25 protein-coding genes and 1 pseudogene are annotated in these 26,075 nt (G+C 71.9%); 18 read left to right on the top strand and 8 right to left on the bottom strand.

The genetic code is table 11. The features are described 5' to 3' along the window. Positions 1 to 71 precede the first annotated feature (71 nt). The 3 genes and pseudogenes from vph to N7925_RS01225 form a co-directional block, all read left to right on the top strand. Positions 72 to 950: pseudogene (gene vph / locus N7925_RS01215) on the top strand (viomycin phosphotransferase); the annotation flags it as partial. Between the two features lie 205 nt (positions 951 to 1,155). Beyond that, on the top strand, positions 1,156 to 1,683 hold the full coding sequence (locus tag N7925_RS01220; RefSeq protein ID WP_274346378.1) for a DapH/DapD/GlmU-related protein: 528 nt from the start codon (positions 1,156 to 1,158) through the stop codon (positions 1,681 to 1,683). A 171-nt stretch (positions 1,684 to 1,854) separates the two neighbouring features. Then, a complete protein-coding gene (locus tag N7925_RS01225) occupies positions 1,855 to 2,295 on the top strand; it encodes a hypothetical protein (protein ID WP_274342733.1) in 441 nt (146 codons plus the stop codon). Positions 2,296 to 2,488: 193 nt separating this feature from the next. Here the strand turns inward: N7925_RS01225 and N7925_RS01230 are convergent, their stop codons facing one another. Beyond that, positions 2,489 to 3,715, bottom strand: a complete 1,227-nt coding sequence (locus N7925_RS01230) for an MFS transporter (protein WP_274342734.1) — start codon at positions 3,713 to 3,715, stop codon at positions 2,489 to 2,491. Between the two features lie 86 nt (positions 3,716 to 3,801). On the opposite strand from N7925_RS01230, the gene N7925_RS01235 reads away from it, so the two are divergent. Further along, positions 3,802 to 4,260, top strand: coding sequence for a winged helix-turn-helix transcriptional regulator (locus tag N7925_RS01235; protein WP_265597622.1), 459 nt, complete (start codon positions 3,802 to 3,804; stop codon positions 4,258 to 4,260). A 220-nt stretch (positions 4,261 to 4,480) separates the two neighbouring features. On the opposite strand, the gene N7925_RS01240 is transcribed toward N7925_RS01235, so the two are convergent. Further along, the gene (locus N7925_RS01240; protein ID WP_265603713.1) at positions 4,481 to 5,431 is read right to left on the bottom strand and encodes an arsenic resistance protein; all 951 of its coding nucleotides are present in this window, start codon (positions 5,429 to 5,431) and stop codon (positions 4,481 to 4,483) included. Positions 5,432 to 5,614: 183 nt separating this feature from the next. Between N7925_RS01240 and N7925_RS01245 the strand changes: the two genes are divergently transcribed. The 3 genes from N7925_RS01245 (at position 5,615) to N7925_RS01255 (ending at position 8,644) form a co-directional block, all read left to right on the top strand. Then, on the top strand, positions 5,615 to 6,196 hold the full coding sequence (locus N7925_RS01245) for a dihydrofolate reductase family protein (protein ID WP_265597623.1): 582 nt from the start codon (positions 5,615 to 5,617) through the stop codon (positions 6,194 to 6,196). A gap of 92 nt (positions 6,197 to 6,288) precedes the next feature. Beyond that, positions 6,289 to 6,894, top strand: a complete 606-nt coding sequence (locus tag N7925_RS01250; protein WP_274342735.1) for a TetR/AcrR family transcriptional regulator — start codon at positions 6,289 to 6,291, stop codon at positions 6,892 to 6,894. Between the two features lie 91 nt (positions 6,895 to 6,985). Next, a complete protein-coding gene (locus N7925_RS01255; RefSeq protein ID WP_274342736.1) occupies positions 6,986 to 8,644 on the top strand; it encodes an acyl-CoA dehydrogenase family protein in 1,659 nt (552 codons plus the stop codon). A gap of 75 nt (positions 8,645 to 8,719) precedes the next feature. Here the strand turns inward: N7925_RS01255 and N7925_RS01260 are convergent, their stop codons facing one another. After that, positions 8,720 to 9,460, bottom strand: coding sequence for a TioE family transcriptional regulator (locus N7925_RS01260; RefSeq protein ID WP_265597626.1), 741 nt, complete (start codon positions 9,458 to 9,460; stop codon positions 8,720 to 8,722). Between the two features lie 58 nt (positions 9,461 to 9,518). Here N7925_RS01260 and N7925_RS01265 point away from each other — a divergent pair, with 58 nt between their 5' ends. The 9 genes from N7925_RS01265 (at position 9,519) to N7925_RS01305 (ending at position 19,481) form a co-directional block, all read left to right on the top strand. Further along, positions 9,519 to 10,745, top strand: coding sequence for an erythromycin esterase family protein (locus tag N7925_RS01265; protein WP_274342737.1), 1,227 nt, complete (start codon positions 9,519 to 9,521; stop codon positions 10,743 to 10,745). Positions 10,746 to 10,856: 111 nt separating this feature from the next. Continuing rightward, positions 10,857 to 11,756, top strand: coding sequence for a TIGR03620 family F420-dependent LLM class oxidoreductase (locus tag N7925_RS01270; protein ID WP_274342738.1), 900 nt, complete (start codon positions 10,857 to 10,859; stop codon positions 11,754 to 11,756). Positions 11,757 to 11,882: 126 nt separating this feature from the next. Further along, a complete protein-coding gene (locus tag N7925_RS01275; protein ID WP_274342739.1) occupies positions 11,883 to 12,977 on the top strand; it encodes a Rieske 2Fe-2S domain-containing protein in 1,095 nt (364 codons plus the stop codon). A gap of 411 nt (positions 12,978 to 13,388) precedes the next feature. Beyond that, on the top strand, positions 13,389 to 14,150 hold the full coding sequence (locus tag N7925_RS01280) for a DeoR/GlpR family DNA-binding transcription regulator (protein WP_265597630.1): 762 nt from the start codon (positions 13,389 to 13,391) through the stop codon (positions 14,148 to 14,150). 193 nt (positions 14,151 to 14,343) lie between these two features. Then, positions 14,344 to 15,711: an ABC transporter substrate-binding protein gene (locus N7925_RS01285; protein ID WP_265597631.1), complete on the top strand. Its 1,368-nt coding sequence runs from the start codon at positions 14,344 to 14,346 to the stop codon at positions 15,709 to 15,711. Then, entirely contained in the window at positions 15,708 to 16,670 is a 963-nt protein-coding gene (locus N7925_RS01290; RefSeq protein ID WP_274342740.1) for a carbohydrate ABC transporter permease, read from the top strand. Before N7925_RS01285 ends, N7925_RS01290 begins: the two co-directional genes overlap by 4 nt. Continuing rightward, complete coding sequence (locus N7925_RS01295) at positions 16,667 to 17,563, top strand: carbohydrate ABC transporter permease (RefSeq protein WP_274342741.1); 897 nt, start codon at positions 16,667 to 16,669, stop codon at positions 17,561 to 17,563. Before N7925_RS01290 ends, N7925_RS01295 begins: the two co-directional genes overlap by 4 nt. Then, complete coding sequence (locus N7925_RS01300) at positions 17,560 to 18,549, top strand: zinc-dependent alcohol dehydrogenase family protein (RefSeq protein WP_265597634.1); 990 nt, start codon at positions 17,560 to 17,562, stop codon at positions 18,547 to 18,549. The genes N7925_RS01295 and N7925_RS01300 overlap by 4 nt, the downstream gene beginning before the upstream one ends. Next, positions 18,546 to 19,481, top strand: coding sequence for a PfkB family carbohydrate kinase (locus N7925_RS01305; RefSeq protein ID WP_331615256.1), 936 nt, complete (start codon positions 18,546 to 18,548; stop codon positions 19,479 to 19,481). The genes N7925_RS01300 and N7925_RS01305 overlap by 4 nt, the downstream gene beginning before the upstream one ends. Positions 19,482 to 19,842: 361 nt before the next feature. Here N7925_RS01305 and N7925_RS01310 read toward each other — a convergent pair whose 3' ends face one another. The 3 genes from N7925_RS01310 to N7925_RS01320 all read right to left on the bottom strand — a co-directional run bounded on the left by N7925_RS01310 (position 19,843) and on the right by N7925_RS01320 (position 22,113). Then, on the bottom strand, positions 19,843 to 20,271 hold the full coding sequence (locus N7925_RS01310) for a DUF4190 domain-containing protein (RefSeq protein WP_274342743.1): 429 nt from the start codon (positions 20,269 to 20,271) through the stop codon (positions 19,843 to 19,845). Positions 20,272 to 20,357: 86 nt separating this feature from the next. Continuing rightward, entirely contained in the window at positions 20,358 to 20,915 is a 558-nt protein-coding gene (locus N7925_RS01315) for an FABP family protein (protein ID WP_274342744.1), read from the bottom strand. Positions 20,916 to 21,219: 304 nt separating this feature from the next. Beyond that, complete coding sequence (locus N7925_RS01320; protein WP_274342745.1) at positions 21,220 to 22,113, bottom strand: siderophore-interacting protein; 894 nt, start codon at positions 22,111 to 22,113, stop codon at positions 21,220 to 21,222. A gap of 151 nt (positions 22,114 to 22,264) precedes the next feature. Between N7925_RS01320 and N7925_RS01325 the strand changes: the two genes are divergently transcribed. Together N7925_RS01325 and bla are read left to right on the top strand one after the other, a co-directional pair. Further along, on the top strand, positions 22,265 to 23,293 hold the full coding sequence (locus N7925_RS01325; protein ID WP_274342746.1) for a S66 family peptidase: 1,029 nt from the start codon (positions 22,265 to 22,267) through the stop codon (positions 23,291 to 23,293). A gap of 34 nt (positions 23,294 to 23,327) precedes the next feature. After that, positions 23,328 to 24,278, top strand: coding sequence for a class A beta-lactamase (gene bla / locus N7925_RS01330; protein ID WP_265597640.1), 951 nt, complete (start codon positions 23,328 to 23,330; stop codon positions 24,276 to 24,278). A 23-nt stretch (positions 24,279 to 24,301) separates the two neighbouring features. Here bla and N7925_RS01335 read toward each other — a convergent pair whose 3' ends face one another. After that, positions 24,302 to 24,865, bottom strand: coding sequence for a type 1 glutamine amidotransferase domain-containing protein (locus N7925_RS01335; RefSeq protein WP_265597641.1), 564 nt, complete (start codon positions 24,863 to 24,865; stop codon positions 24,302 to 24,304). 109 nt (positions 24,866 to 24,974) lie between these two features. Continuing rightward, on the bottom strand, positions 24,975 to 26,066 hold the full coding sequence (locus N7925_RS01340) for a glutamate--cysteine ligase 2 (protein WP_265597642.1): 1,092 nt from the start codon (positions 26,064 to 26,066) through the stop codon (positions 24,975 to 24,977). Positions 26,067 to 26,075 lie beyond the last annotated feature (9 nt).

Consider the following 26,075-nt stretch of genomic DNA (forward strand, 5'->3'; position numbering starts at 1 on the left):
CCGCCTCACCCCCGCGCCGCTCGCGCTCGTGCGGGCAGGTCCAGCACTCCGCGCCCCGCGCCACCTGAGAAGTGGAGAGTTCCTTCACCATGGAAATCATGGAGACGCACCGCGACCTCGTGATCCGCCTGCTGCCCGATGACCAGCAGGGAGAACTCACCACGCATCACGGACAGTTCCACCACGTCGTCGTCGGCTCGGAGCACGTGGTGTGCTTCGCCCGCACCGAAGCCGCCGCGGGGCGGCTGCCCGCGCGGGCAGCCGCCCTGCGCGCCCTCGCCGGGCTCGACCTCGGCTTCCGCACCCCGCGCCCGCTCGCTCAGGGCGGCGGCCCGGGCACGGACGAACCTTCCTACCTCGTGCTGAGCCGGATCCCCGGGGCGCCCTTGGACGATGCCTCGCTCGCAGGCCCCGAAGTCGCCGAGGCGGTGGCCGGGCAGTACGCCGGACTCCTCTCCGGGCTCATCGCCGCGGGCAGCGACGAGAGGGCGCGCGCCGTGCTTTCGGCGGCCCCCGAGCGTCAGTGGCAGGAGTTCGCGGCGGGAGTGCGCGCCGAACTGTTCCCGCTGATGTCCGACGGCGGCCGGGAGCGTGCCGCGCGCGAACTCGCCGCACTCGACGGCCTCCTCCCTCGTACGTCCGCAGTGGTCCACGGCGACCTCGGCGGTGAGAACGTCCTGTGGGAGCTCTCGGACGGTGTGCCGCGCCTCAGCGGTGTCATCGACTGGGACGAGGTCACCTTGGGCGACCCCGCCGAGGACCTGGCAGCCGTCGGAGCCAGCTATGGGGAGGAGCTGCTGGACCGGGTGCTGGCCCTGGGCGGCTGGAACGACGCTTCGACCGCGGGGCGGATCACCGCGATCCGCGGCACCTTCGCCCTCCAACAGGCCCTCTACGCACAGCGCGACGGTGACGAGGAGGAGCTGGCGGACGGCCTCGCCGACTATCGCTGGGTCAGGCATCCAGGGGCTGGCGATGCGGTCGCCCGGTCAGCCGTCCACCCGTTCCGGCGGCCACAGGCCTCCGCATCGCTGACCTCCCGCGTCCGCTCTGCTTCCACAATCATTGGTTGTATCTCGCGGGGTGCGGGGTTGTTTGCTTGTGTGTTGTGCGCGGTGGTGGGATCAGCACATGTCCACACGCACAGAGCAGGTCATGTATGTCCGGACGCCTGAGTTCGCGCGTCACGCGGAGCGGATCGTGGAAGTCACTGATGCGACGTCCCGACTGAACGTGCTTCCGTTCAGCGACAGCGCAGGTCGGACGGAACTACTTTCGGTTGTGTTCGGCGGCCCGCTGCCGGAGTCGGTGGTGATCTACCCGCCGTTCTTTACCGAGTGCGGGCTGAACACGACGTTCGGGGAGAACGTCTTCGTCAACCAGGGATGCACTTTCATGGACAAGGGCGGCATCCGTGTCGGGAACGGTGTCATGATCGCCCCGCAGGTCAGCCTCATCACCGGAGGCCATCCACTGCCCCTGGCCGAACGCCGCGAGTACCTCTCCTTCGCCCCGATCGTCATCGAGGACGACGTCTGGATCGGGACAGCTGCCGTGATCACGCAAGGGGTGACCATCGGTGCCGGTGCGGTGGTCGCCGCGGGTGCGGTGGTCACGCGTGATGTTCCCGCCGGGGCCGTGGTCGCGGGAGTGCCCGCCCGGGTGATCAAGAAGATCGGCTGAGCCCGGCCGGGCGGCGGCCTTTCACCGAGTCGAGACGTCTCGCCCACACGTGCGACGTCGGATCGGGCCCGGGTCGCAACGGGGGCGATGGGCTCCGGCCGTGGCCGCCGCCCGGGACTCCGCCGTGGCCCTGGTGCACGGGGTGGCGGCCAGAGGGGCTAGTTTGCTCGGATGAGCCTTCTCCATGATGTTGCCGAGCGCGATGGCTGGCTGTGCTGGGTGTGCGACGAGCCGGTCGACCCCGACAAGTCGGTGAACGACCAGCAGGGCCCCAGTGTCGACAGCAGGACCGCTGATCGGAAGGCCAAGGTCGCCGAGCGACTCGCCCACCGCGGGTGCAACTCCCGCAAGGGCGCGGTCAAGGTGTCCATCGCCTGGCCGGACCGTCTCTACGTGGTCGAACCCGCGCCGCTGATCGCTGTGGCCGCCCGTCTGGAGCGCAAGGGGGGCCGCGAGATGGTGGGCCGCTGTCCGACCAGGCAGGACGCCCAAGAAGCGGCGGATTGGCTGGTGGACCGATTTCCCCGACTGGTACCGGGGCTGCCGGTGACCGCCGGCATCGAGTCGGGCGGCGGCCAGTTCCTCGTCGTCCTTACCGCCGGCCGCCGCTGACCGAGGATCACCGTCTGGCCGATCGGCAAGGAGCACCAGGCGTGAACACGGTCCGCCGGCTTCTGCGGGCGGACGGGCGGACGGTGGGCGGAGCCGCCGGTGCAGCGGAAGGCCACCGGTTGCCTCCTGCGCGCTGCGCGAAGACCGAGAAGACGGAGAAGACCGAGTTGTGGAACACCGACGCAACGAGGCGTCACTCCGCCGGTGTTCCGACAACTGAGTGCGGTGCCCGCCCATCGGGAACCGGGACCGCGCCCGCGGTGTCGCTCCGGGAGCCCGCCTTGACGACCAGCCAGACCACCAGCGCGCAGGCCGCGAATCCGGACCCCAGGAGGCTGGAGCCTGTCCAGCCGTAGGCCGTGAAGGTCGCCGTGGTCGCCGCCGCGCCGAGGGCGGAGCCGAGTGAATAGAAGACCATGTAGCCGCCGATGACACTGCTCAAGCGATCCGGATACCTGAGCGTGAGCGCGTGCTGGTTGCTCACATGCACGGCCTGGACCGCGAAGTCGAGGGCGACGATTCCGATGATCAGCAGCCACAGGGACCACGGGAGCTGGGCAATCGCCACCCACGAGAGGATCAGGAGGGCGAGCGCGAGGCCGCTGACCGGGGTCGCACGCCCGGCGTCCGCCCACCGTCCGGCGCGCGCCGCGCCGAGTGCGCCGGCCAGGCCCGCGAGGCCCAGCAGCCCGATGTGCGTCTCGCTCAGCTGCCAGGGTCCGCCCGCCAGCGGCGTGGACAGCCCGCTCCACAGGGTTCCGAACGAGGCGAACAGGAAGAACGCGATGAGGCCGCGCGTCAGGAAGGTGCGCCGGCCCCGCAGCCGCCCGAGCGAGCCGGCGGCCTCGCGGTACTTCGCGAGGGACGTCACACGCGGGTCCGGGGACAGTACGGCCGGTACCAGGGCTGCGAGCCCGAGGGAGAGCACCGCGAGCACGACGTAGACGCTGCGCCAGCCCCACATGTCGGCGAGCGCGCCGGTAGCGACCCGCGCACCCAGAATGCCGACCACGACGCCCGAGGTCACCACCCCGATGTTCCGTCCACGTTCGGCGGGAGGAGAGGCTGACGCCGCGTAGGCCACCGCGATCTGCACCACGACCGCGAACACCCCGGCCGTCGCGAGCCCCGCGAGCGCCTGCCACGCGGCCGACGACAAGGCCGTGAGCATCATGCCCACCGAGGTGACCGCCAGTTGCACGGCGATGAGGCGGCGTCTGTCGGCCACATCGCCGAGCGGAACGAGCAACAACAGACCCGCCAGGTAGCCGAACTGACCGGTGGCCACGAACCAGCCGGTGAGCTCCGTCGGCACGCCGAGGTCGCGTCCCATCGGCTCCAGAACCGGCTGCGCGGCGTAGACGCTCGCCACAGCGACGCCGCACACCACCGCCAGCAGCACTCGATGCCCTGCGTTCATCGCACCCCCATCCAATCAGTAGCAATTTGCAACCGTTTTGACCGTACGGCATGATGGTTTCAATCTGCAACTCATTGGGAGGTGTCATGTCAGGCGCACCCCTGCGCACTCCGGACGCGCACTGGTCGGATCCCGACTGCCCCGTCGCCCGCACCCTCGACCTCGTCGGCGACCGATGGAGTCTGCTCGTCATCCGTGACGCGATGGACGGCGCGGCCTCGTTCACCGAGTTCCAGCGGCGGACCGGCATCGCGCGCAACATCCTCACCGACCGCCTCCGCAAGCTCCTCGCCCACGGAGTCCTCGTCCAGCGCACCGCACCGTCGGGCCGCCGCCAGGAGTACGCCCTCACCGACGCCGGCCATGCCCTGTTCCCGGTCATCCTCACGCTGCGCCAATGGGGCGAGCAGCACGCCTTCGCGCCGGATGAGCCCCACTCCGTTCTGGTCGACCGGCACGGCACCCCCGTGCCGGACCTCACGCCGACCGGCGCCGACGGCGCCCCCCTGGGCAGCGACACCACTCACGTACAGAAGACCCCGTAGGCATCAATGGGCGCGCACGCCGGGTGTTCGCTCCACGCCGGTCCAGATGTCCGAGGCGCCCTTGGCGCGGGCCGGAAGGGCGTACGCCAGGCCGTCCCCGCCGGCGCCTCGGCCACCGGGCCGAGCCTCCCCCTGAGCGACGCCTCGTCACCTGCCATGGTCGTGCCGGGCGGCTGATCGGTGGCGGCCCCGGAGCGCGGGCGTCGCGCGCCGGTGCGGATCAGCTCCGCAGCGGCAGCAGCCGGGGCACGGCTCTGACGTAGACGACCATGCCGATCACCTCGACCAGGGTCTGGGTGACCACGACCACGGCGGCGACGGCGAGCGCGTCCGGCAGCGCCAGGGCGAGGGGCAGGACGACCAGGGAGTTGCGGGTCGCGCCCGTGAACACGATGGCCCGCCCGTCCGGGGGTTCCAGGCGGAACAGGCGGGCGACACCGAGCCCGGCGAACGCCATCACGACGAGGAAGAGCACGTAGAACGGCACGACACGGCCCACGTCCCCGAGGCTGCCGGCGTCGCCGAGCTTCGGTACCTGGGAGGCGACCACGGTGAGCAGGACGGCTGCCATCAGCGGCACCATGGTCGCGCCCATCGCGTCGGCGGTCCGCCGCCCGGCCGGGCGGCGTGCGGCCCAAGCCTGGGTGAGCCAGGCCAGCGTGAGCGGAATGACGATCAGCACGGCGAACGCCTCGATGAACGGTCCGGCCTCCACCACGTCGGCCAGGTCCGGGCCCATGAACAGGAACAGACAGACCGGCAGCAGCGCCATCTGGGCGAGCAGCAGCAACGGGGTGGCGGCGAGCAGACGCTCGCTGCTGCCGCCGGCGAGCCCGCTGAAGACGATCACATAGTCGATGCACGGGGCCAGGAGGACCAGCAGCACGCCGAGGCGGACCGCCCGGTCGTCCGGAAGGAAGGTGAACATCGCGGCGACCACCAGCGGCACCACGACGAAGTTCACCACCAGCGTCGCGGCCAGGAAGCGGCCCGCCCGGACCGAGCGGACCAGCTCGGCGGCGGGCACTTGCAGGAATGTCACGTACAGCAGGGCGGCCAGCACCGGGTTGATCGCGTGCTCCAGGCCCGGCCCCGCGCCGGGCGCGGCCCGGCCCACCAGAGCCCCGAAGGCCAGGGCGCCCACATAGACGGCGACCTGGTGGCGTTCCATGGCGGCGACCGGGCCGGACAGCGACGACAACGTACCTACTCCTTGCACAGGGGGAAGAGAACGGCGGGAGGAAGAGAACGGGGGAAGAGGGGCGGTGGCCCGGTGGCCTTCCACCCGATGAGTTCTCCCACCGGACGCAGTCTGTACCTATGTCCATCGGCCGAACTCGCCCAGGAGAGCATCATGACCGCTACCTACACCTTCGACGTATTCTCCAGCCTCGACGGTTTCGGCTCCTACAACGGTGACGGGGACTGGGGCGGGTACTGGGGCAAGCAGGGACCCGAGCTGCTCGAACACCGGCTGTCGCTGTACGGCGAGGAGCAGCGGATGGTCTTCGGGGCCCACACCTATCGGGAATTCGTGCGGCTGCTGGGCCCGAGCACGAAGGAGTCCGGCGTGGGCGACGCATGGGTCACGCGGATGAGGAGCCTGCCGACGACAGTGGTGTCGACCACGATCGAGGAGCCCCTCGACTGGCCGGACGCGACCGTCGCGAACGGCGACGCCGTCGATGTCGTCGCCCGTCTCAAGGAAGAGTCCGCTGTGCCGTTGCGCTCGCACGGCAGCCTGTCGATGAACCGGGCGCTGATGGCCGCCGGCCTGGTCGACCGCGTCCAGGTGACGCTCTTCCCCGTCATCACCGGCCGGACCGGTACGGAACCGGTCCTGCGGGGTGCGGCCGACTTCGACCTCGAACTGATCGGGAGCCGGACGCTCGACGGCCGTATCCAGGAGCTCACCTACCGGCCCACCCCGCACTGACCCGCGCAGACCCGCACCGGTGCGGGCACGGTCGCGCACTGCCTCACCGACCGAGCGTGGCGGGAAACTCTGAATGATGGTTCACTTCATTCATGGCCTACCGCAAGACACCGGCCGAGCTCCGTCGGCTCGACGCCGCCCGGGAGCGACTCGTCGCCTCCGCCACCGAGGTCGTGGCGGAGGCCGGCTGGGCGCAGGCGTCCGTGACCGCTGTCGCCGACGCGGCCGGGATCGCCGCCGGCTCGGTCTACCAGCACTTCTCGTCCAAGTCCGCGCTGGCCGTGGAGGTCTTCCGGCGCGCCGCACAGCGCGAGGTGGACGTGCTGGGTGAGGTGCTGGAGCGCGACGGCGACCCCGCCGAGCGGTTGCGCCGGGGGGTGGAGGTGTTCGCCCACCGCGCCCTGGAGAACCACGGTCTGGCGTACGCGCTGCTCGCGGCGCCGGCCGAACCCGCGGTCGGCGCGGAGCGTCTCGACTTCAGGCGCCGCTACCGGGCGCTGTTCGCCTCGGTGATCGGCGAGGGGGTCGCCGCGGGCCTGCTGCCGGACCAGGACGCGGAGATCACCGCCGCAGCGCTGACCGGCGCCGTCGGCGAGGTCCTCGTGTACCCGCTGAGCCCCTCGGCGGCGTACGACACGGACCGGCTCGTCACTCGCCTCACCGCCGTGGCCCTGCGCTGTGCGGGCGCGGCCCCCTGACTGTTCCACGGCTCCCTGACACGGTCCGCGCCCCCTCGTGCCCGTACTCCGGGTGCCGCGACCCGCCGCCCCGTCTCCCGGAGGAGATCCGATGCCCACGCCCACCGCACCGCGCAGCAACCCGACCGCCGTGACGCACGAGGTGACGAACCAGCCGCCTCCGCTCACCGGTCACGACGCCGCCGACGACGCGGTGCTGCTCGAAGGGATACGCCGCGAGGGCGCCGCATGGCACCTGGACGAGCTGCACCGCCTCGGCCGCTACGTCGGCAGCGAGGAGGCGCAGCACTGGGCCGACCAGGCCAACCGCCACGAGCCGGAGCTGCGTACCCACGACCGCTTCGGCCACCGGATCGACGAGGTCGAGTTCCACCCCGCCTACCACGCGCTGATGGACGCCTCGGTGCGGGCGGGGCTGGCGGGCGCTGCCTGGGCCGACGAACGCCCCGGGGCGCATGTCGCCCGCGCCGGCGGCTTCATGCTGGCCACGATGGTGGAGCAGGGCCACCTGTGCCCGGTGTCGATGACGTACGCCGTCGTCCCTGCGCTGCGCCGCTCCCCCGACCTCGCCGAGACGTACGAACCGCTCCTGACCAGCCGTGTGTACGAGCCCGGGCTGAGCGTCCCCGCCGCCAAGCGCGGCCTGCTCGCCGGCATGGGGATGACGGAGAAGCAGGGCGGCACCGATGTGCGCGCCAACACCACGGCCGCCGCCGAGCAGGCCGACGGCACCTGGCGGCTGCGCGGGCACAAGTGGTTCACCAGCGCGCCGATGAACGATCTCTTCCTGGTGCTCGCCCAGTCGCCCGGCGGTCTGTCGTGCTTCCTGGTGCCGCGCGTGCTGCCGGACGGGAGCCGGAACACGTTCCGCATCCAGCGGCTCAAGGACAAGCTCGGCAACCGCTCCAACGCTTCCAGCGAACCAGAGTTCGACGACACCGTGGCGTGGCTCGTCGGTGACGAGGGCAAGGGGGTGCGCACCATCATCGACATGGTGACGATGACCCGGCTCGACTGCGTGCTCGGTTCCGCCGCCGGCATCCGTGCCGCGCTCGCGCAGGCGGCCCACCACGCGCGCCACCGCTCGGTGTTCGGCGCCCGGCTGATCGACCAGCCCCTGATGCGCAATGTCCTGGCGGACCTGTCCCTGGAGTCCGAGGCCGCCACGACCCTGGCCCTGCGGCTGGCGGGGGCCGCCGACCGCGCCCACCGGGGCGACGACGGGGAACGCGCCTTCCTGCGCCTGGCCACGGCCATCGGCAAGTACTGGGTGTGCAAGCGGCAGCCCGTGGCGGTGGCCGAGGCGTTGGAGTGCCTCGGCGGCAACGGGTACGACGAGGCGTCCGGCATGCCGCGGCTGTACCGCGAGGCCCCGCTCAACGGCATCTGGGAGGGCTCCGGCAATGTCAACGCCCTCGACATGCTGCGGGCGTTGACGCGGGAGCCCGCGTCGCTGGAGGCCTTTCACGCCGAGATCGATGCGGCGGCCGGGGCGGACGCGCGCCTCGACGGGGCCTGGCGCGAGCTGCGGGACGAGCTGGCGCGCACTCAGGACGCTCAGCTCCGGGCCCGCCGGGTCGTCGAACGGGCCGCTCTCGTGCTCCAGGGCTCGCTGCTGGTGCGCCACGCACCGGCGGCGGTGGCCGACGCGTTCTGCGCGTCCCGCCTCGCCGGGGACCAGGGGCTCGCCTTCGGCACGCTTCCCGCAGGCACGGACTTCGCGGCACTGCTGGGGCGGCTGCCCGCCTGACGGGACCGGGCGGGGCGGCGGGCACCCCGCCTCCGCCCGGCGTACGGGCCATGCCGGCGGCCCGCTGGCGTTCCGTCAGGGGGCGTCGTGTGCGTGGCGGAGGTAGGCGTCCAGCTCGGCGGCCCCGGCCAGCATCGCCCTCCCCCGCGCGGCCAGCCGGGCGTGCCAGTCGCGCAGGGCGGCCGCCAGCGGCTCCAGACCGCCGGCCGCCCGGACCTCGGCGATCAAGGGTGCGATCTGCTCGAAACGGTAGCCGCCCCGCCTGAGCTGGTGGGCCAGTCCGGCGTCCCGTACGTCGGCCTCGGCGTACACCCGGTAGCCGGTCCGCGGGTCGCGGCTCGGGGTCACGAGTCCGGCGCGCTCCCACTTCCGCAGTGTGGCGGGCCGGATTCCCAGCTTCCTGGCCAGCGGTCCCACCAACATCCTGCCGGGGCTCGCCGCGTCGTCGGGTGCGGCCGCGACGGCGGGCCCCAGATCGCCGAGGGCCCGCTCGACCGCTCGCAGAGTGCGCCGGTCCTCCAAAAGCTGGGTGTGGCTCTCGTCGACGATGCGGAACGCCTCCTCCTGATCGGCACGGTTCACCGCCCGCATGATCGACGCCGCGGTCCCGTGCCCGTGCCCGGAAACCAGCGCGAGGAACGCCGCGAGGGCGTACGCGTGCTGCGGCGCGTAGGTGCGGTAGCCGTGGGAGGTGCGCCCGGCGGCCGGGAGGATCCCCGCGGCCTCGTAGTTCCTGACGGCCTGCGTCGACAATCCGTGCCGACGGGCCAGATCGACGGGCCGGAGCCGCCCTGCTGTTTGAGGGTTCTGCCTCATACGCCCCAAGGTATCGCGTAAAAGTTTCAACCGAGGGTTCAGCGATACGGTTGAAGCCATGGCCAACGACATCAAGGACATCGCCCACGCCGTCGACGCGGCTTCCGTCATGAGGCTGTTCGCCTCCCCGCCCCGCGTCCTGGCTCTGGGCGAGCCCACCCACGGGGTGGAGGCCCCTCTCCTTCTGCGCAACGCGCTCTTCCGGCAGCTCGTCGAACGGGAGGGCTACCGCACCATCGCCATCGAGAGCGACTGTGTGGCGGGACTGCTGGTGGACGACTACGTGACGACGGGCGCGGGCACGCTCGACGAGGCGATGGAGCGGGGGTTCGGCCACGGACTCGGCGAGTCCGCGGCCCATCGTGAACTGGTGGGCTGGATGCGCGCTTTCAACGACGGCCGGCCCGCGTCCGACCGGGTTCGTTTCGCCGGCTTCGACGGGCCGCTGGAGATGGCGTACGCGGCGAGCCCGCGCGAGGCCCTCACCTCGCTCCACCGCGTTCTCGCCGCCCACGTGGACCCGGACCTGCTCCCCTGCACCGCCGCAACGCTCGACCGCCTCCTCGGCCCGGACGGCCGGTGGACCGACCCGGCGGCGATGCTGGATCCGTCCGCGTCCTTCGGGCGGTCGGCCGAGGCCGGGCGATTGCGCCTGCTCGCCGATGACCTGGGCGCACTGCTCGACGCGTGGACGCCGCACCTGATCGCGGTGGCCTCGCGGGACGCGTTCGACCGGGCGCTGCTGTACGCACGGGCCGCCTCGGGGCTGCTGCGGTACCACTTCTGGATGGCGGACACGTCACCGAGCCGGCTGGCACGGCTGACGGGCCTGCGGGACCAGATGATGGCCGGCAATCTCCTCGCGCTCGCCGAGCGCGGGCCGGTCCTGGTGCACGCCCACAACAGCCATCTCCAGCGGGACATGAGCTCGATGCGGATGGGCGGCCGGCGGCTGGAGTGGTGGAGCGCAGGCGCCGTCGTCGACGCCCGCCTGGGCGGGAAGTACGGCTTCCTGGCCACCGCCTTCGGCACGATGAGGCACCGGGGGGTCGACGTTCCGCCGCCGGACACCCTCGAAGGAACCCTGTACGCGCTCCCAGAGGAGTCCTGCCTGGTGGACGCCTGCGAACTGGCCGCCGTCCTCGGCGCCACGGGCCCCGCCCGGCGCTCATCCCCGTACTTCGGGTACGCCCCGCTCGACCCGGCGCACCTGGCCCGTACCGACGGAGTCGTGTTCATGAAGGACATTCCTCAGGACATTCCCCAGGACATTACGGAGGAGTGAGGACGCCCGTGACACGCGCCGGATCCGCCCTCGTCCCCTCCTCCGCGCGTCCGGACGAGTGAATCGCCGTCAGCTCAGGAATATTCGGGCCCGGCCACGGTTGATCACACCATGACTTCTGAGATTTCCGGAACGGGCAGGGCATTTCGACGCGTGGGGATCTGGAGCGGCGCCCTGCACGCTTCACGGGTGGACGACGCGGGCAGGAAGGCGATCGCGGAGGCGCTCGCCGAGCTCGAAGCACTGGGGTACGGCACCGTCTGGATCGGGGGCAGCCCGACGCCCGAGGACGCGGCGGCCGTCGTGGCCGCCACCCGGTCCATCACGGTGGCCACCGGCATCCTGTCCATCTGGAACCACACGGCCGAGGAGACTGCGGCCGCGATCGCGGCGATCGATCCGGCGGCGCGCGGTCGCTTCGTCCTCGGTCTGGGCGTCAGCCACGGTCCGATGGTGCCGCAGTACGCGAAGCCGTACAGCGCGATGGTTTCCTACCTCGACGCGCTCGACGCCGCCGAACCGTCCGTGGGCTCCGGTCATCGGGTCCTGGCGGCCCTCGGTCCGAAGATGCTGAAGCTCGCGGCCGGCCGGTCGCTGGGTGCGCACCCCTATCTCGTCACCACCGAGCACACCGCGGAGGCCCGTGAGGCGCTCGGCCCCGACGCGCTGCTCGCCCCGGAGCTGACGGTGGTACTGGACACCGACCTCGACCGGGCGCGGACCACCGCGCGGACGATGCTGGAGATGTATCTGCGGTTGCCCAACTACACCGACAACCTGCTGCGTCTGGGCTTCACGGAAGGCGACTTCGACGGCGGCGGCAGCGTCCGTCTGCTCGACGCCCTCTTCGCGCTGGGCGACGCCGGGCAGGTGAGGCGCCGGACCCGGGAGTACCTCGACGCCGGCGCCGACCATGTCGCGTTGCAGGTGCTCACCGCCGAGGAGGGCGGCGCCGGCCTGCCGCGTGCCGCATGGCGTGAGCTGGCCGAGGCCTTCGGCGACGAGCTCTGACGGGAGCGGACCCGGCCCGTCAACACGTCGCACCCATCTCCCCGTTCGAGTGGGGTGCGGCGTGTCGGGAGGATTCCGGTGCGGCTCTGGGCAGCCTCCGTGCGAACCGATCCTGGAGGGGGAGTCGTGGGCGTGGCACGTGAGTACGGGCGCACCATCAGTGAGGGGCCGACACCGGCCGATGCGGCGGGAGCGCCCGCGCTGCCCTATCCGAGCGGCTGGTCAGCCCTGGCCTTCTCGCACGAGCTGCGGCCGGGCACCGTGCTCACCCGGCCGCTCGCGGGGCGCGACGTCGTCCTGTACCGCACCGGCACGGGGGCGCTCCGCGCCGTCCGTCCGTACTGCCCGCACCTGGGGGCCCATCTCGGTCTGGCGAAGGTCGAGGGGGAGGATCTCACGTGCCCCTTTCACTTCTTCTCGTTCGGCCCCGACGGCACCTGTGTGCGCACGGGGTACGGCACGCCGCCGCCGCGGTCCCCGCTGGCGCAGCTGCCCGTCCAGGAGGTGAACGGGGGCGTCTTCGTCTGGCGGCACCACGACGGCCGGGATCCGGACTGGTCCGTCCCGCAGTGGCACGAGATCGGGCACAGGCCCGCGCGTACCGCCGCCTGGGAGCTGGCCGGCAACGTCCAGGAGGTCATCGAGAACTCGGTCGACCTCGGGCACTTCGCCACCCTGCACGGCTGGGCGAAGGCCGAGATCGACGGCCCCGTGGCGTATGACGACGCGACGTTCCATGTCGCCATGCGGGCCCACGAGTCGGCGCCGCTCATGGGCGACTTCACCGTGGATGTGGAGGTGGACGGATATGGACTCGGCTGCCTGCACGCCGACGTCCACACGCCGCGCTTCGGGCTGCGGATGTGCACGATGGTGATGCCGACGGCCATCGGGCCCAACCGGATGCAGTTCCGCCAGCTGAACCGCATCGCCTTCGACGAGCCGGGCCGGCTGCCGCCCGGGCTCGCCCGGACCGTCAGCCGTACCGCGGCGCGGCTCCTGGACCGCCCCGTCTTCCGGGCCAGTTGCGAGTTCACCGCCGCCGATTTCCCGATCTGGCACCACAAGCAGTATCAGCAGCCGCCCCGGCTGGCTTCCGGTGACGGACCGATCGGCCCGTTCCGACGCTGGGCCAAGCGGTTCTATCCCGAGGCGCCGGGCAGGGCCGCGTTGACCCGCCCCCACCGCAGCGAGGACGAGGACAGCGCCGTTCTCTCCTGACGTGACCTGAGCGCCGGCCTGAGCTCGTCCGGCTCCGCCCGCGCGCGCCTCGCCCCGGCGTTTTCGCGCCCCTCGCCCCGGCGTTCCCACGACCTTTCGCCGACGTCCCCACGCACCTTGCCCCGGCCTGCGCGTGCCCCTTCCCGGGCACCGCGGACGCCGGGGCTCCGCACTTCGGGCGTCATTCGGGCGGGGATCACGGTGAAGCGGGCAGCCCTGGTGACCGGACGGGTGGCCGTCCTGGGCCTGACCAGCGCTGTCACACGCGGGAAACGGGCACGATCGGGCTCAGTGGATCTGGTGAAGCGGCTGGTAGTCGCCCCGGGGCTGCTTGTACAAACGACACAGGAGCCCGAACGGACAGACGGGCTCCGCCCGTAACGGGCCCAGCCGCGACCAGGGAAGTGCGCCGTGGACACCGAGGAACGCCGTCGGGGAATTCTGGACACGGCCCGGCGAGAGGGGTCGGTCGGGGTGAACGCCCTCGCCGATCTGTTCAAGGTGGCCAAGGAGACCGTCCGCCGGGATCTGCATGTACTGGAGGAGCACGGACTCGTCCGCCGGACCCACGGCGGCGCCTACCCGGTGGAGTCGGCCGGCTTCGAGACCACGCTCGCCGTCCGCACCACGCGCAACGTTCCGCAGAAGTCGCGGATCGCGACCGCCGCCGCCGATCTGCTCGGCGACGCCGAGACGGTCTTCGTCGACGAGGGCTTCACCCCGCAGCTCATCGCCGAGGCACTCCCCCAGAACCGGCCGCTGACCGTGGTCACCGCTTCCCTGGCCGTCGCCACCTCCCTCGCCGGGGCCGAGAAGACCTCGGTGCTGCTGCTGGGCGGCCGGGTACGCGGCTCGACGATGGCGACCGTCGACCACTGGGCCTCCCGGATGCTCGCGGACTTCGTCATCGACCTCGCGTATCTCGGAGCCAACGGCATCTCCCGCGAGTACGGCCTCACCACCCCGGATCCCGCAGTCGCCGAGGTGAAGGCGCAGGCGCTGCGCGGCTCGCGGCGCAGGATCTTCGCCGGGATCCACAGCAAGTTCGGGGCGGTGAGCTTCTGCCGGTTCGCCGGGGTCGGGGACTTTGAAGCGATCGTCACCGACGGGGGGCTCTCCTCGGCCGAGGCTCAGCGCTACTCCCTCCTGGGACCCCAGGTCATCCGCGTCTGACCGGCCCCCTCAGCCCGGCCGGCCACCCCTGCCCGACCGGCCGCCCCCCACCGGCCCACCCGCCCGCCGTACCGCCGACCGCACGGCTCCCGCACCCACACCCCGATCACCGCTCCCACGCACCGCCGGGGCCTGGTCCGCCATGCCCGCAACGACCCGATCACCGAGCCGCTACGACTGATCAGGAGCCCCCATGCCCCATCCAGGACGCCGCAGCCGACCCCGTGTACGCGGTCGGGCCTGCGCCGTGACCGCCGCACTGGCCCTGCTCGCCACCGGCTGCGCCGGAGCGGGCGGAACCTCCTTCGGGGGCGGCGACGCGCTGAACGTACTGATGGTGAACAACCCGCAGATGGTCGAACTGCAGAAGCTGACCGCGCGGCACTTCACGGAGGAGACCGGCATCAAGGTCCACTTCACGGTGCTGCCCGAGAACGATGTACGCGACAAGATCAGCCAGGACTTCTCCAACCAGGCCGGGCAGTACGACATCGCCACCATCAGCAACTTCGAGCTGCCGTTCTTCGCGAAGAACGGCTGGCTGCACCCCCTCGACGACTACGCGAGGGCCGACACCGCCTTCGATCAGGAGGACATCCTCCAGCCTCTGCGGGAATCGCTGACCGCCGAGGACGGCAAGCTCTACGCCCAGCCCTTCTACGGCGAGTCGTCCTTCCTGATGTACCGCAAGGACGTCTTCGAGGAGCAGGGCCTCACCATGCCCGGGAAGCCGACCTGGGAGCAGGTGGCGAAGCTCGCCGAACTGACGGACGGGGCGGAGCGCGGAATGAAGGGCATCTGTCTGCGTGGGCTACCGGGCTGGGGCGAGGTCATCGCCCCGCTCACCACGGTCGTCAACACGATGGGCGGCACCTGGTTCACCGAGGACTGGGAACCGCGCCTGACCGCACCGGAGTTCAAGAAGGCGACCACGTTCTACGTCGATCTGGTGCGGAAGCACGGGGAGCTCGGCGCACCGCAGTCCGGATACGCCGAGTGCCTGAACAACATGACCCAGGGCAAGACCGCCATGTGGTACGACGCCACGGCGGGCGCCGGGTCCCTGGAGGCGAAGGGCTCCCCGGTGAAGGGAAAGATCGGGTATGTCCCCGCCCCGGTGGAGCAGACCAAGAGCTCGGGCTGGCTCTACACCTGGGCGTGGGGTCTGCAGAAGGCGTCCAGGAAGGCGGACGACGCCTGGAAGTTCGTGTCCTGGGCGTCCAGCAAGGAGTACGAGGAGCTCGTCGGGGCCACCAGCGGCTGGTCCAACGTGCCCGCCGGCAAACGGGCCTCCACCTACGCCAACCCCGACTACCGCGCGGAGGCGGGCGCGTTCGCGGACGTCACCGAGCGGGCCATCTCCGAGGCCGATCCAAAGAATCCGGGCACCCAGCCCCGCCCGACGGCGGGCATCCAGTTCGTCGGCGTACCGGAGTTCACCGACCTGGGCACCCGGGTGGCGCAGGAGATCAGCGCCGCCATCGCGGGCCGCCAGTCCGTGGACGCCGCACTCGCCGCCTCCCAGAAGCTGGCCGAGAAGGTCGCGGAGGAGTACCGATGACCGTCACCGCAACCAGAGAGACCACGTCCCCGCCCACCCCGGCGAAGAGGCCGGACGGTGGTGGCCGGCGGCGTGCCTGGGCGACCCGCGCCCCCCTGCTGCCGGCGCTGGTCTTCCTGATCGCCGTCACCCAGCTGCCCTTCGTGGCGACCCTGGTGATCTCGCTCTTCGACTGGAACTCCCTCAAGCCGGAGAAGCGCCACTTCACCGGGTTCTCCAACTACGCCTCCGTCTTCACCGACGAGGCGTTGCGCGAATCGGTCGTGACGACCGTCGTCCTCACCGCGTCCGTCGTGATCGTCAGCGTCGTGCTGGGGCTCCTCTTCGCCCTGCTGCTGGACCGCGCCTTCTTCGGCCGGGGGTTCGTGCGCACCCTGCTGATCACCCCGTTCCTGCTGGTGCCGGTCTCCGCCGCGCTGCTGTGGAAGCACGCGCTCTACAACCCCGAGTACGGGCTGTTCAACGGGGCGCTCACCTGGTTCGGCGAGCTGTTCGGCATCGAGTCGATCGCACAGCCCGAGTGGACGTCCCAGATGCCGCTGATCGCCATCGAGGCATCGCTCGTGTGGCAGTGGACGCCGTTCATGATGCTGATCCTGCTGGCCGGGCTGCAGAGCCGGCCGGCCGAGATCATGGAGGCCGCGCGGCTGGACGGGGCCGGCCCCTGGCAGATGTTCCGCTATCTGACCCTGCCGCATCTGCGCCGCTACCTCGAACTCGGCATCCTGCTCGGGTCGGTGTACATCGTGCAGAACTTCGACGCGGTGTTCACGATCACCTCCGGCGGCCTGGGCACCGCCAACCTCCCGTACACCGTCTACGAGACCTTCTACCGGGCCCATGAGTACGGGCTGGCGTCGGCGGCGGGCGTGGTCGTGGTGATCGGCACGATCGTCATCGCCACCTTCGCGCTCCGGACGGTCTCCTCCCTCTTCCGTGAGGAGGCGAGCCGCTCATGAGCGCCTCGACCGCGACATCCGCATCCGTACCTGCGTCCGCGTCCGCATCCGTCAACGCCGCTACGCGCAAGGCCCGTCGGCGCTCCGCCGCCCTGGGCGTGGCCGCCTGGGTCGTGGGCATCGGCTTCTGTCTGCCCGCCCTGTGGATGGTGCTGACGTCCTTCCACGCGGAGGCCGACGCCGCGACCAACCCGCCGTCGATCGCCGCCACGCTGACGCTGGACGGCTACCGCACCTTCTTCGGCGGCGGAGGCGGCCCGACACCGTGGCCCCCGCTGGTCAACTCGCTCGCGGCCTCGTTCTTCTCGACCGTGCTGGTGCTGCTGCTCGCGCTTCCGGCCGCGTACGCCCTGTCCATCCGACGGGTCCGCAAGTGGACGGACGTGATGTTCTTCTTCCTGTCCACCAAGATGCTGCCGGTGGTCGCCGGGCTGCTGCCGGTGTATCTGTTCGCGAAGAACACGGGGCTGCTGGACAACATCTGGCTGCTGGTCCTCCTCTACACCTCGATGAACCTGCCGATCGCGGTGTGGATGATGCAGTCCTTCCTCGCGGACGTCCCCGTCTCCATCATCGAGGCGGCGCAGGTCGACGGGGCCCGGCTGCCGACGGTGCTGCGCCGTGTCGTCGCCCCGGTCGCCGGTCCCGGGATCGCCGCGACCGCCCTGATCTGTTTCATCTTCAGCTGGAACGAGCTGTTGTTCGCACGGGTGCTGACCGGCGTCGTCGCCGGGACCGCACCCGTCCATCTGACCACCTTCGTCACCAGCCAGGGCCTCTTCCTCGCCCAGCTGTGCGCGGCGTCCGTGGTCGTGTCCCTGCCGGTGCTCGTCGCCGGCTACGCCGCCCAGGACAAACTCGTCCAGGGCCTCTCCCTGGGAGCAGTCAAATGAGGGCAGCCATCGTCGAAGCCCCCGGCAAGGTCTCCGTGACCACCGTCCCGGACCCCGCACCCGGCCCCCGCGACGTGGTGGTCAAGGTGGCGTCGTGCGGGCTGTGCGGCACCGATCTCCACATTCTCCAGGGCGAGTTCGCTCCGACGCTGCCGATCGTGCCCGGGCACGAGTTCGCCGGGGAGGTCGTCGGCCTCGGTGCGGACGTCACGGAGCTGTCCGTCGGCGACAAGGTGGCCGTGGACCCCTCGCTGCACTGCCACGAGTGCCGCTACTGCCGTTCGGGCCGGGGCAACCTCTGCGACAACTGGGCGGCGATCGGCGTCACCGTGCCCGGGGGCGCGGCCGAGTTCGCGGTGGCGCCCGTCGCCAACTGCGTCACCCTGCCGGAGCACATCGACGTCCGGGACGCGGCGCTGATCGAGCCGCTGTCCTGCGCCGTGCGGGGCTACGACGTCCTCAACGGCAATCTCGGGGCGCAGGTGCTGATCTACGGCTCCGGGACGATGGGGCTGATGATGCTGGAGCTGGCCAAGCGCACCGGCGCCGCGTCGGTGGACATGCTGGACGTCAACGCCCAGCGGCTGGCCACCGCGACGACGCTGGGCTGTACGGGCGCGGCGGCCCGTGCGGATGAGCTGGACCGTCCGGGCGGCTGGGACGTGGTCATCGACGCCACCGGCAACGCCGGGGCCATCCAGGACGGTCTGGGGAGGGTCGCCAAGGGCGGCACGTTCCTCCAGTTCGGGGTCTCCGACTACGCCACCACCGCGGTGATCGAGCCGTACCGGATCTACAACCAGGAGATCACCATCACCGGTTCGATGGCGGTCCTGCACAGTTACGAGCGGGCCGCGGCGCTCTTCGCGAGCGGGGTGCTGGACGCGTCGGTGTTCATCAGTGACCGGCTGCCGCTGGAGCAGTATCCGCAGGCGATCGAGCGCTTCCGGGCGGGGATCGGCCGCAAGATCGTGGTGGAGCCGTGACGGATTCCGTGCCTTCGCCTGCCGCGGATCCCGGTTCCGTCCTCGTGCTCGGTGAGGCGCTGGTGGATCTGGTGCCGACCGAGGGTGACGCCGGGGTCCGGGCGGCCCAGCCGGGCGGCGCGCCCGCGAACGTCGCGGTGGGTCTGGCCCGCCTCGGCGGGCGGCCGTCCTTCGTCGGCGGGCTCGGCGACGACGCCTTCGCGGAGAGCGTCGAGGCCTGGCTGACGGGTGCGGGCGTCGACCTCTCGCTGAGCGCCCGGTGCTCGCTGCCGACGGCGCTCGCGGTGGCCGACCCGGGTGAACACGGGAACACCTACCGCTTCCACCTCCGTGACACGGCGACCTTCGAGCTGCCCGACCGGACGGCGGAGGCAGCGCGCTTCGGCGCGGTCTACGTGGGCGGGCTCGCCGCGGTCGTGGCGCCGGCGGCCGGTGTCGTGGCCGCCACCGCGCGGGCGGCCGCCGGTGCGGGGCTCCTCGTCGTGGACCCCAATGTGCGCGAGGACCGCACCCTGGACCCCGTGCGGAGCCTCGGCAGGCTGCGCGAGCTGTGCTCCCTGGCTCGGGTCGTGAAGGCGAGCGACGAGGACCTGGCGCGCCTGTGGCCGGACGCGGCCCCGGAGGCCAGTTGCCGGGCGCTCGCCGGGGACGGGCGGCTGGTGGTGATGACCCGGGGGCCCAAGGGCGCCACCGCGTACGTCCATGACGCCCCCGCGGTCTCGGTCCCGGCCCTGCCGGTACGGGTGGTGAACACCATCGGCGCGGGTGACGCGTTCATGGCGGGGATGCTGACCTGGCTGGGGGCGGAGGCGGGCTGGGACCCGGCGCTGTCCGCCGGGCAGACGAAGGCGATGCTGGAGTACGCGGCCGGCACGGCCGCGTCGGTCTGCGCCAGGGCGGGAACGGAGCCCACGGCCCCGCCCGGGGTGTGAACCCGACACGCATCGGGCATCACCCTCGGGACCCGAGTTCCGCACGGCCCTCCCCCGGCCCACGGAAACAGCAGCGGCCCCACCGGGCTCCTCCGCCCGGTGGGGCCGCTGCGTCGCCTCAGCTCTGCGGACGCCTGCCGTGGTTCGCGGCGTTCTTGCGGCGGGCCTTCTTCTTACGACGTCGCTTCGATGACATCGAACCCTCCTTCTCTCTGCTCTGTACTCCGTTGCGGGCGGTCCACCGGGCGGTGAGGGCCCGGTGGTCACCGGGCCGCCTGCCCAGGGACACCGTGGCAAACACCTGGTGCGGCTGCAACCGGCGGCACGCCGCCGGGCGGGTACGGACAGGTGTGCGGATCCGTCAGCCGGTCAGCTCGTCGATGAAGTCCTCCGCACACCGGTCCTCGGCCGCCTGGCCGTTGGCCCGGTTCATGCAGTCCTCAAGGTTCTTGAACTCCTGGGAGTCGAACACGGAGACGGCCACCACGAGGACGATCACGGAACCGATGAGCCCGAGCGCCCCGAACGCGGCGCCGACTATCGCCATCACCCGGCGCGGCGCGCGGCCCTGGCGGGTGCGGAGCGCGGCGATGATCCCGAAGACGACGGCGAGCAGGCCGAGCAGCAGCCCGCCCACCACGGTCCAGAAGAACAGGCAGGCGATCAGGCCGAGCACGAGTGCGGCGACCGCGAAACCGTTCGTCCTGGCGGGCGCCTGGCCGCCGTAGGGGCCGTGGTCGGCGGCGGGCTGCCCCGGGTACGGGGAGTCCGGGTACGGGGGAAGGGACATCGGGGAGGTGCTCCTGTTCTCCTGGCTTCCCGTCCACCTGCCCTGTGGGCCGTCCTCCATGCGCCGTTCTGGTCACACTCCGGCAACTAAATACCCTGGCCAGGGGCTTCTCGGCGGAGCCGCGCCGACAGGTGGTGCTGGAGCGGCCGGCCGACGGCGGCGAGATCGTGGGCGAAGGCGAGCGTGTCCGGATCCGTCAGGGTGTAGCGGCGGCGGGTGGCATCGACCTGCTTGGCCGTCGGGGCGAGGGACACCCGCTCGGTGGCGAGGTCGACGGCCCCGTCGCGGGCGTGGCCGACCGCGATCTCCGCGATGCCGGTGGGCTGGGTGATCAGGGCCTCCACCCGCCCGTCCGGCTGGAGGCGCCACCACCCGGTCTCACGGGCGGACGGGCGCAGGGGCTGCCCGTCCGCGTCGAGCAGCCAGGCCCGGGCCTCGTACGCGAGGAAGGGCCGCCCGTCGTGGCTGAACGTGACCTCCTGCGCGTAGGTGAAGTCCGCGTCCAGGGTTGGGTATTCGCCGCTGCCCGTGCCACGCCAGGTGCCGAGGTAGCCGGTCACCGGGGCGAGCAGCGGATGCGGCGCGGGAGAGGCTCCGGGGCGGAGTGCGTCGGGGAAGGGAAGTGCGGAGACGGGGTCGTGCATGCGGGCGCGCTCCTGGGTCGGTGCCGGTACAGGGTCGCAGCCTAGGGGGTTTCGGTAGCTCGTCGGGGGAGACCCGGGCGGCCCCGCACACGGGCGTGCGCGGCCGACGGAGGCAGGCTCAGCCGTGGGCGAGCAGGGCGATCTCGTCGAGGCGGATGATGGCGGATGATGCGGGGAAGCCGCCTGATGGTGGCTTCCCGGTGGGCTACGACGATGAGGGCGCGGTCCACCCGCGAGGTGCCGATCACGGCTTCCAGGGTGCTTCCGGCGGTGGGGCGGCCGCCCCACCGGGCCCGGGACCCGGTCAGAGCCCGAGGTCGCTCAGGCGGGCCTCGTAGCGGATGGTGAGGTCCTCGGAGTCGCCGACCGGGTTGTCCCAGAGGGCCTCCAACTCGGAGCGTACGGCGTCCGGCAGCGCCTCGTACCGCTCGGACCAGGTGTCGGAGTTCGGTATCCAGTAGCCGACGACCTTGAAACGGTCCGCCGGCAGCCCGAGGTCACGGCGGAGGTAACGGCGCACCGAGCGCAGGGCGTTGGTCTCCCCCGCGACCCAGACGTACCCGCCCGCGAGGTCCGTGCCGGGCGGGACGGCGGCGGCCACCAGGTCGGCCAGGCGGCTCGGGCCGTGCCCGTTCCCGCCGTACGTCCAGGTCACCTTGGAGTCGGAGGGCTCCCGCAGGGGCAGCACGGCCGAGGGCGCGGGCGCCTCCAGCACCACCCGGGTCCTGACATGGTCCGGCGTGCTCTCCAGCAGACGGGCGGCGGCGGGCAGACCGGTCTGGTCGGCGACCAGCACCTGCCAGGAGAGGTCGGCCGGGGGGCTGTAGAGGCCGGTGGGGTCGTTGACGCCCACGACGTCCCCGGGCCGCGCCTCGGCGGCCCAGCCGGACGCCACGCCACCCTCGTGCAGCACGAAGTCGATGTCGACCTCGCCCGCCTCGGGGCGCACAGCACGGATCGTGTACGTGCGCATCGGCGCGACAGGCTGCCCCTCGGGGGTCTCCCACCCGCCCTGCTCGGTCGTCCGGGGCAGGGAGACGTCGGTGCGGTCCGGGCCGTGCGGAAGGAAGATCCGCACGTACTCGTCACCGGCTCCGGTGGTCCTGAAGCCCGCCAGTCCGTCGCCGTGGAGCGTGACGCGGGCCATGGTCCCGGTGAGCTGCTGCACCCGGGCGACGACGGCTCGGTGGATCGTCATGGACTCTGCCCCTTCGTACGCGTGGTCGGCCTGAGCGCCTCGCCCGCCGGGACGAGAGAACCGAATTGACTTAGGTCAGCCTAACCTTCCGTCGGCACCGATTCGCTACGGCATCGACCACACGTCCGGGGGCCGTGACAGAATCCGACGCATGCCCGTTCGATATCCACGTCCCCTGCGGCCCGGCGACCGGGTCGGGATCACCTCCCCGTCCAGCGGAGTGCCCGAGGAACTGCGCGACCGGCTCGCCGTCGCGGTGCGCGATGTGGAGGCACGGGGGTACGAGGTCGTGACCGGCCGGTGCATGGACGGCGGCGGGCACGTCAGCGCGCCCGCGGCCGACCGCGCGGCCGAGTTGACGGCGATGCTGACGGACCCCGGCATCAGGGCCGTCGTGCCCCCGTGGGGCGGGGAGACCGCCATCGACCTGCTGCCCCTGTTCGACTGGGACCGGCTGCGCACGGCCGAGCCCACCTGGGTGGTGGGCTACTCGGACATGTCGACCGTCATGACGCCGCTGACCCTCCTCACGGGGGCGGCGACCGTGCACGGGAACAACCTCATGGACACCCCCTACCGGGTGCCGGAGGGGCTGGCGTCCTGGCTCGACGTCGTCGCAGCGCCGCCGGGGCACCGGTTCACCCAGATTCCGCCGGAGCGGCACCGGGCCGCGGGCTACGACGACTACGCGGAGCACCCGGACGTCCGCACGTTCACGCTCGACACCCCGGGCCGGTGGAAGAGGCTGGACGGCGACGGCGACGTGGACGTCGAGGGGCGGCTGATCGGGGGCTGTATCGAGATGCTGAGCAACCTCACCGGGACGCCGTACCTCGACACCTCCTCCTTCGCCCGGGCCCACGCCCCGGAGGGCCTCCTCGTGTATGTGGAGGCCGGCGGCCACGACGCGTTCACCATCTGCCGCAATCTGCACGGAATGCGGCTGGCCGGCTTCTTCGACGCGGCCAACGCCGTTCTCGTCGCCCGGACTTCGGCCCCGAACAGCGGCTCGTTCACCCAGCGTCAGGCGGTGCTGGACGCGCTCGGACCGCTGGGCGTGCCGATCGTCGCCGACGTCGAGTGCGGCCATGTGCAGCCGTACCTCCCGCTGGTCAACGGGGCGCGGGGCCGGGTCGTCCACACGGCGACGCGCAGTGAGCTGACGCAGACACTGGACTGACCCGCCGGACGGCGTACCCCCCTAGCATGACGGGATGAGCCGACTGCCGAACCCCCACGCCCGGCGTTCCGTACTCCGCCTGCTGGGCGGTGCCCTCGTGTCCGTGCCGCTCGCGGCCTGTGGCACGGAATCCGACGCGCCCGCGCCCTCGCCCACCGGAACGGCGGCCGGTACGCCCTCGGCCGCGGCGCGGGGCGCCGGGCGCGCCTTTGCGGCGCTGGAGAAGGAGTACGCGGCGCGGCTCGGCGTGTATGCCGTCGACACCGGGACCGGGCGCACGGTCGCCCACCGTGAGGGGGAACGGTTCGCCTACGCCTCCACGTTCAAGGCGCTCGCGGCGGGGGCCGTGCTCCGCGAGCACGGGCTGGGCGGGCTGGAGCGGGTCGTGACGTACCGCCGTGAGGATCTGGTCGATCACTCCCCCGTCACCGAGAAGCACGTGGCCACCGGAATGAGCCTGGGCGATCTGTGCGACGCCGCCGTGCGCTTCAGCGACAACACCGCGGGCAATCTGCTGTTCGACGCCGTCGGCGGGCCCCGGAAGCTGCAGGCGGTGCTCGCCGAGCTGGGGGACGGTGTGACCCGGATGGAGCGGCGGGAGACCGAGCTGAACGAGTGGACTCCCGGCGCCACCCGCGACACCAGCACGCCCCGGGCCCTGGCCGAGGACCTGCGGGCGTTCGTCCTGGGCGACGCCCTCGGCAGGCCCGAGCGGGCCCGGCTCACCCAGTGGCTCACCACCAACACCACCGGCGGCGAACTGATCCGGGCGGGGGTCCCGAAGGGGTGGACCGTCGGCGACAAGACCGGGGCGGGCAGTACGTACGGGACGCGCAACGACATCGCCGTGGTGTGGCCGCCCGACGCGGCGCCGCTGGTGCTGGCGGTGCTCTCCAACCGGGCGGACGCGGACGCCGACTACGACAACACGCTGATCGCGAAGGCGGCGTCCGCCGCCGTCGCCGCCCTGGCGGACCACGGGTAGCGGGGCCCGGCGAGGAGAGCGGCTCAGGACTCGTCGAGCACGGCGTCGATCTCGCCGAGGAAGTCGTCCAGGTCGCCGGGGTTCCTGGAGGTGATCAGCGGCCAGCCGGAGGCGTCGTCGCGGACCACCGGCTTGTCGACCCAGGTGCCGCCCGCGTTGGTGATGTCGGTCCGCAGCGAGGCGTACGAGGTCAGCGTCTTGCCCCGGACGTAGCCGCCCTCGACCAGCGCCCACGGCCCGTGGCAGATGGCGGCCACCGGCCGGCCGGAGGCGGCGAACGAGCTGACGATCCGGGTGGTGGCGTCCTCCAGCCGCAGCGAGTCGGCGTTCAGCGTGCCGCCCGGGACCAGCAGCAGGTCGTACGCGGCGGGGTCGACGTCGTCGAGCGTGAGGTCGGGCCGCACGGTCTCGCCGGGATCGCGGTCGCCGACGAGGGTGCGGATCCCGTCGGCGGAGACCGCCGCCACGCTGACCTGCGCACCGTGTCCGCGCAGGTGTTTCACGGGGACGACGAGTTCGTCCTGCTCGACTCCGTAGTTGGTGACGATGGCCAGGATCCGGCGGTCGTCGAGAGCGGTGGTGGACATGGGCTGCTCCGTTCCTGTGGTGTCGTTCGTCCGTCGCCGTTCGTACGGTCGTGTCGTCGCGGCGGGTCCCGTTCGTCGTATCGGCCGGCGCGGGGCCGACGGGGGCGGCTCATCCGGCCGTGATCCGGACGCATTCGGTGACGGTGTCGCGCAGGCTCCCGGTCCGCGTCAGGATCTCGCGCTGGATCCGTGCCCCGTTCCCGCGCCGGACCACGTCCGCCAGGGCCCGCTCCGCGGCCTTCAGGTCCCCGCTGTCCTCCAGGGCGTCCCGCACATGGTCCAGCAGGGCGCGCAGGACGTCGGGGGCCGGCTCCGGGCGCAGGGTACGGGGGTGGATCAGCCGGTCCTCCAGACCCGAACGGCCCGCCTGCCAGGAGGCCACACGCAGCAGGGAGGTGCTGACGTCCGGGGGCGGCTCGCCGGCCCGCCACTGGCGTGCGGCCGTTTCCACCAGCCCTCGTACCAGTGTGGCCAGCAGCACGGTGTCGGCCGGGTCCAGGCAGACGTCCGCGATCCTGACCTCCACGGTGGGGTAGCGGTGCGAGAGGCGCGCGTCGAAGTAGACCATCCCCTCGTCCAGGAGAACCCCGGTGTCGATCAACGAGCGCACTCGGGCGTGGTACTCCTCGGCGGAGCCGTGGACCTCCACCGGGCCGGCCGACGGCCAGCGCCCCCACACCTGGCTCCGGTAGCTGCTGTACCGACTGTCCTGTCCCTGCCAGAACGGGGAATTGGCGCTCAGGGCGAGCAGGACGGGCAGCCAGCGACGCATCCGGTCGAGCACGGCGACGCCCTCCTCGTCCGAGGCCACCGAGACATGGACGTGGCAGCCGCAGGTCAGCTGTTCCTGAGCGGTCAGTCCGAAGCGCTCGGCCAGCCACCGGTACCGCTCCCCCGTGCCGATCTTCGGGCTGACCGGGAGCGGCGAGGTCGCCAGGGCCGCGACCGACGCCCCTGCGTCGGTCGCGTGCCGTACCGCCTCGGTACGCCACCGATGGACCGAGGCGGCGAGTTCGCCCATGTCCGCGCAGGGGTGCGTGGAGAACTCCAGCTGCTGGCGGTGCAGTTCCGACTCAAAGGCCGACTCGCCGACCGCGTCCCTCTCAGCGATCGCCAGCACCGCCGAGGACAGCGCCCGCGCCTCTCCGCTCGCCGCGTCGACCAGCAGCAGCTCTTCCTCGACACCCACCGTGCGAGCCACGGCACCCTC

Source organism: Streptomyces sp. CA-278952, from assembly GCF_028747205.1.
Taxonomy (GTDB): domain Bacteria; phylum Actinomycetota; class Actinomycetes; order Streptomycetales; family Streptomycetaceae; genus Streptomyces.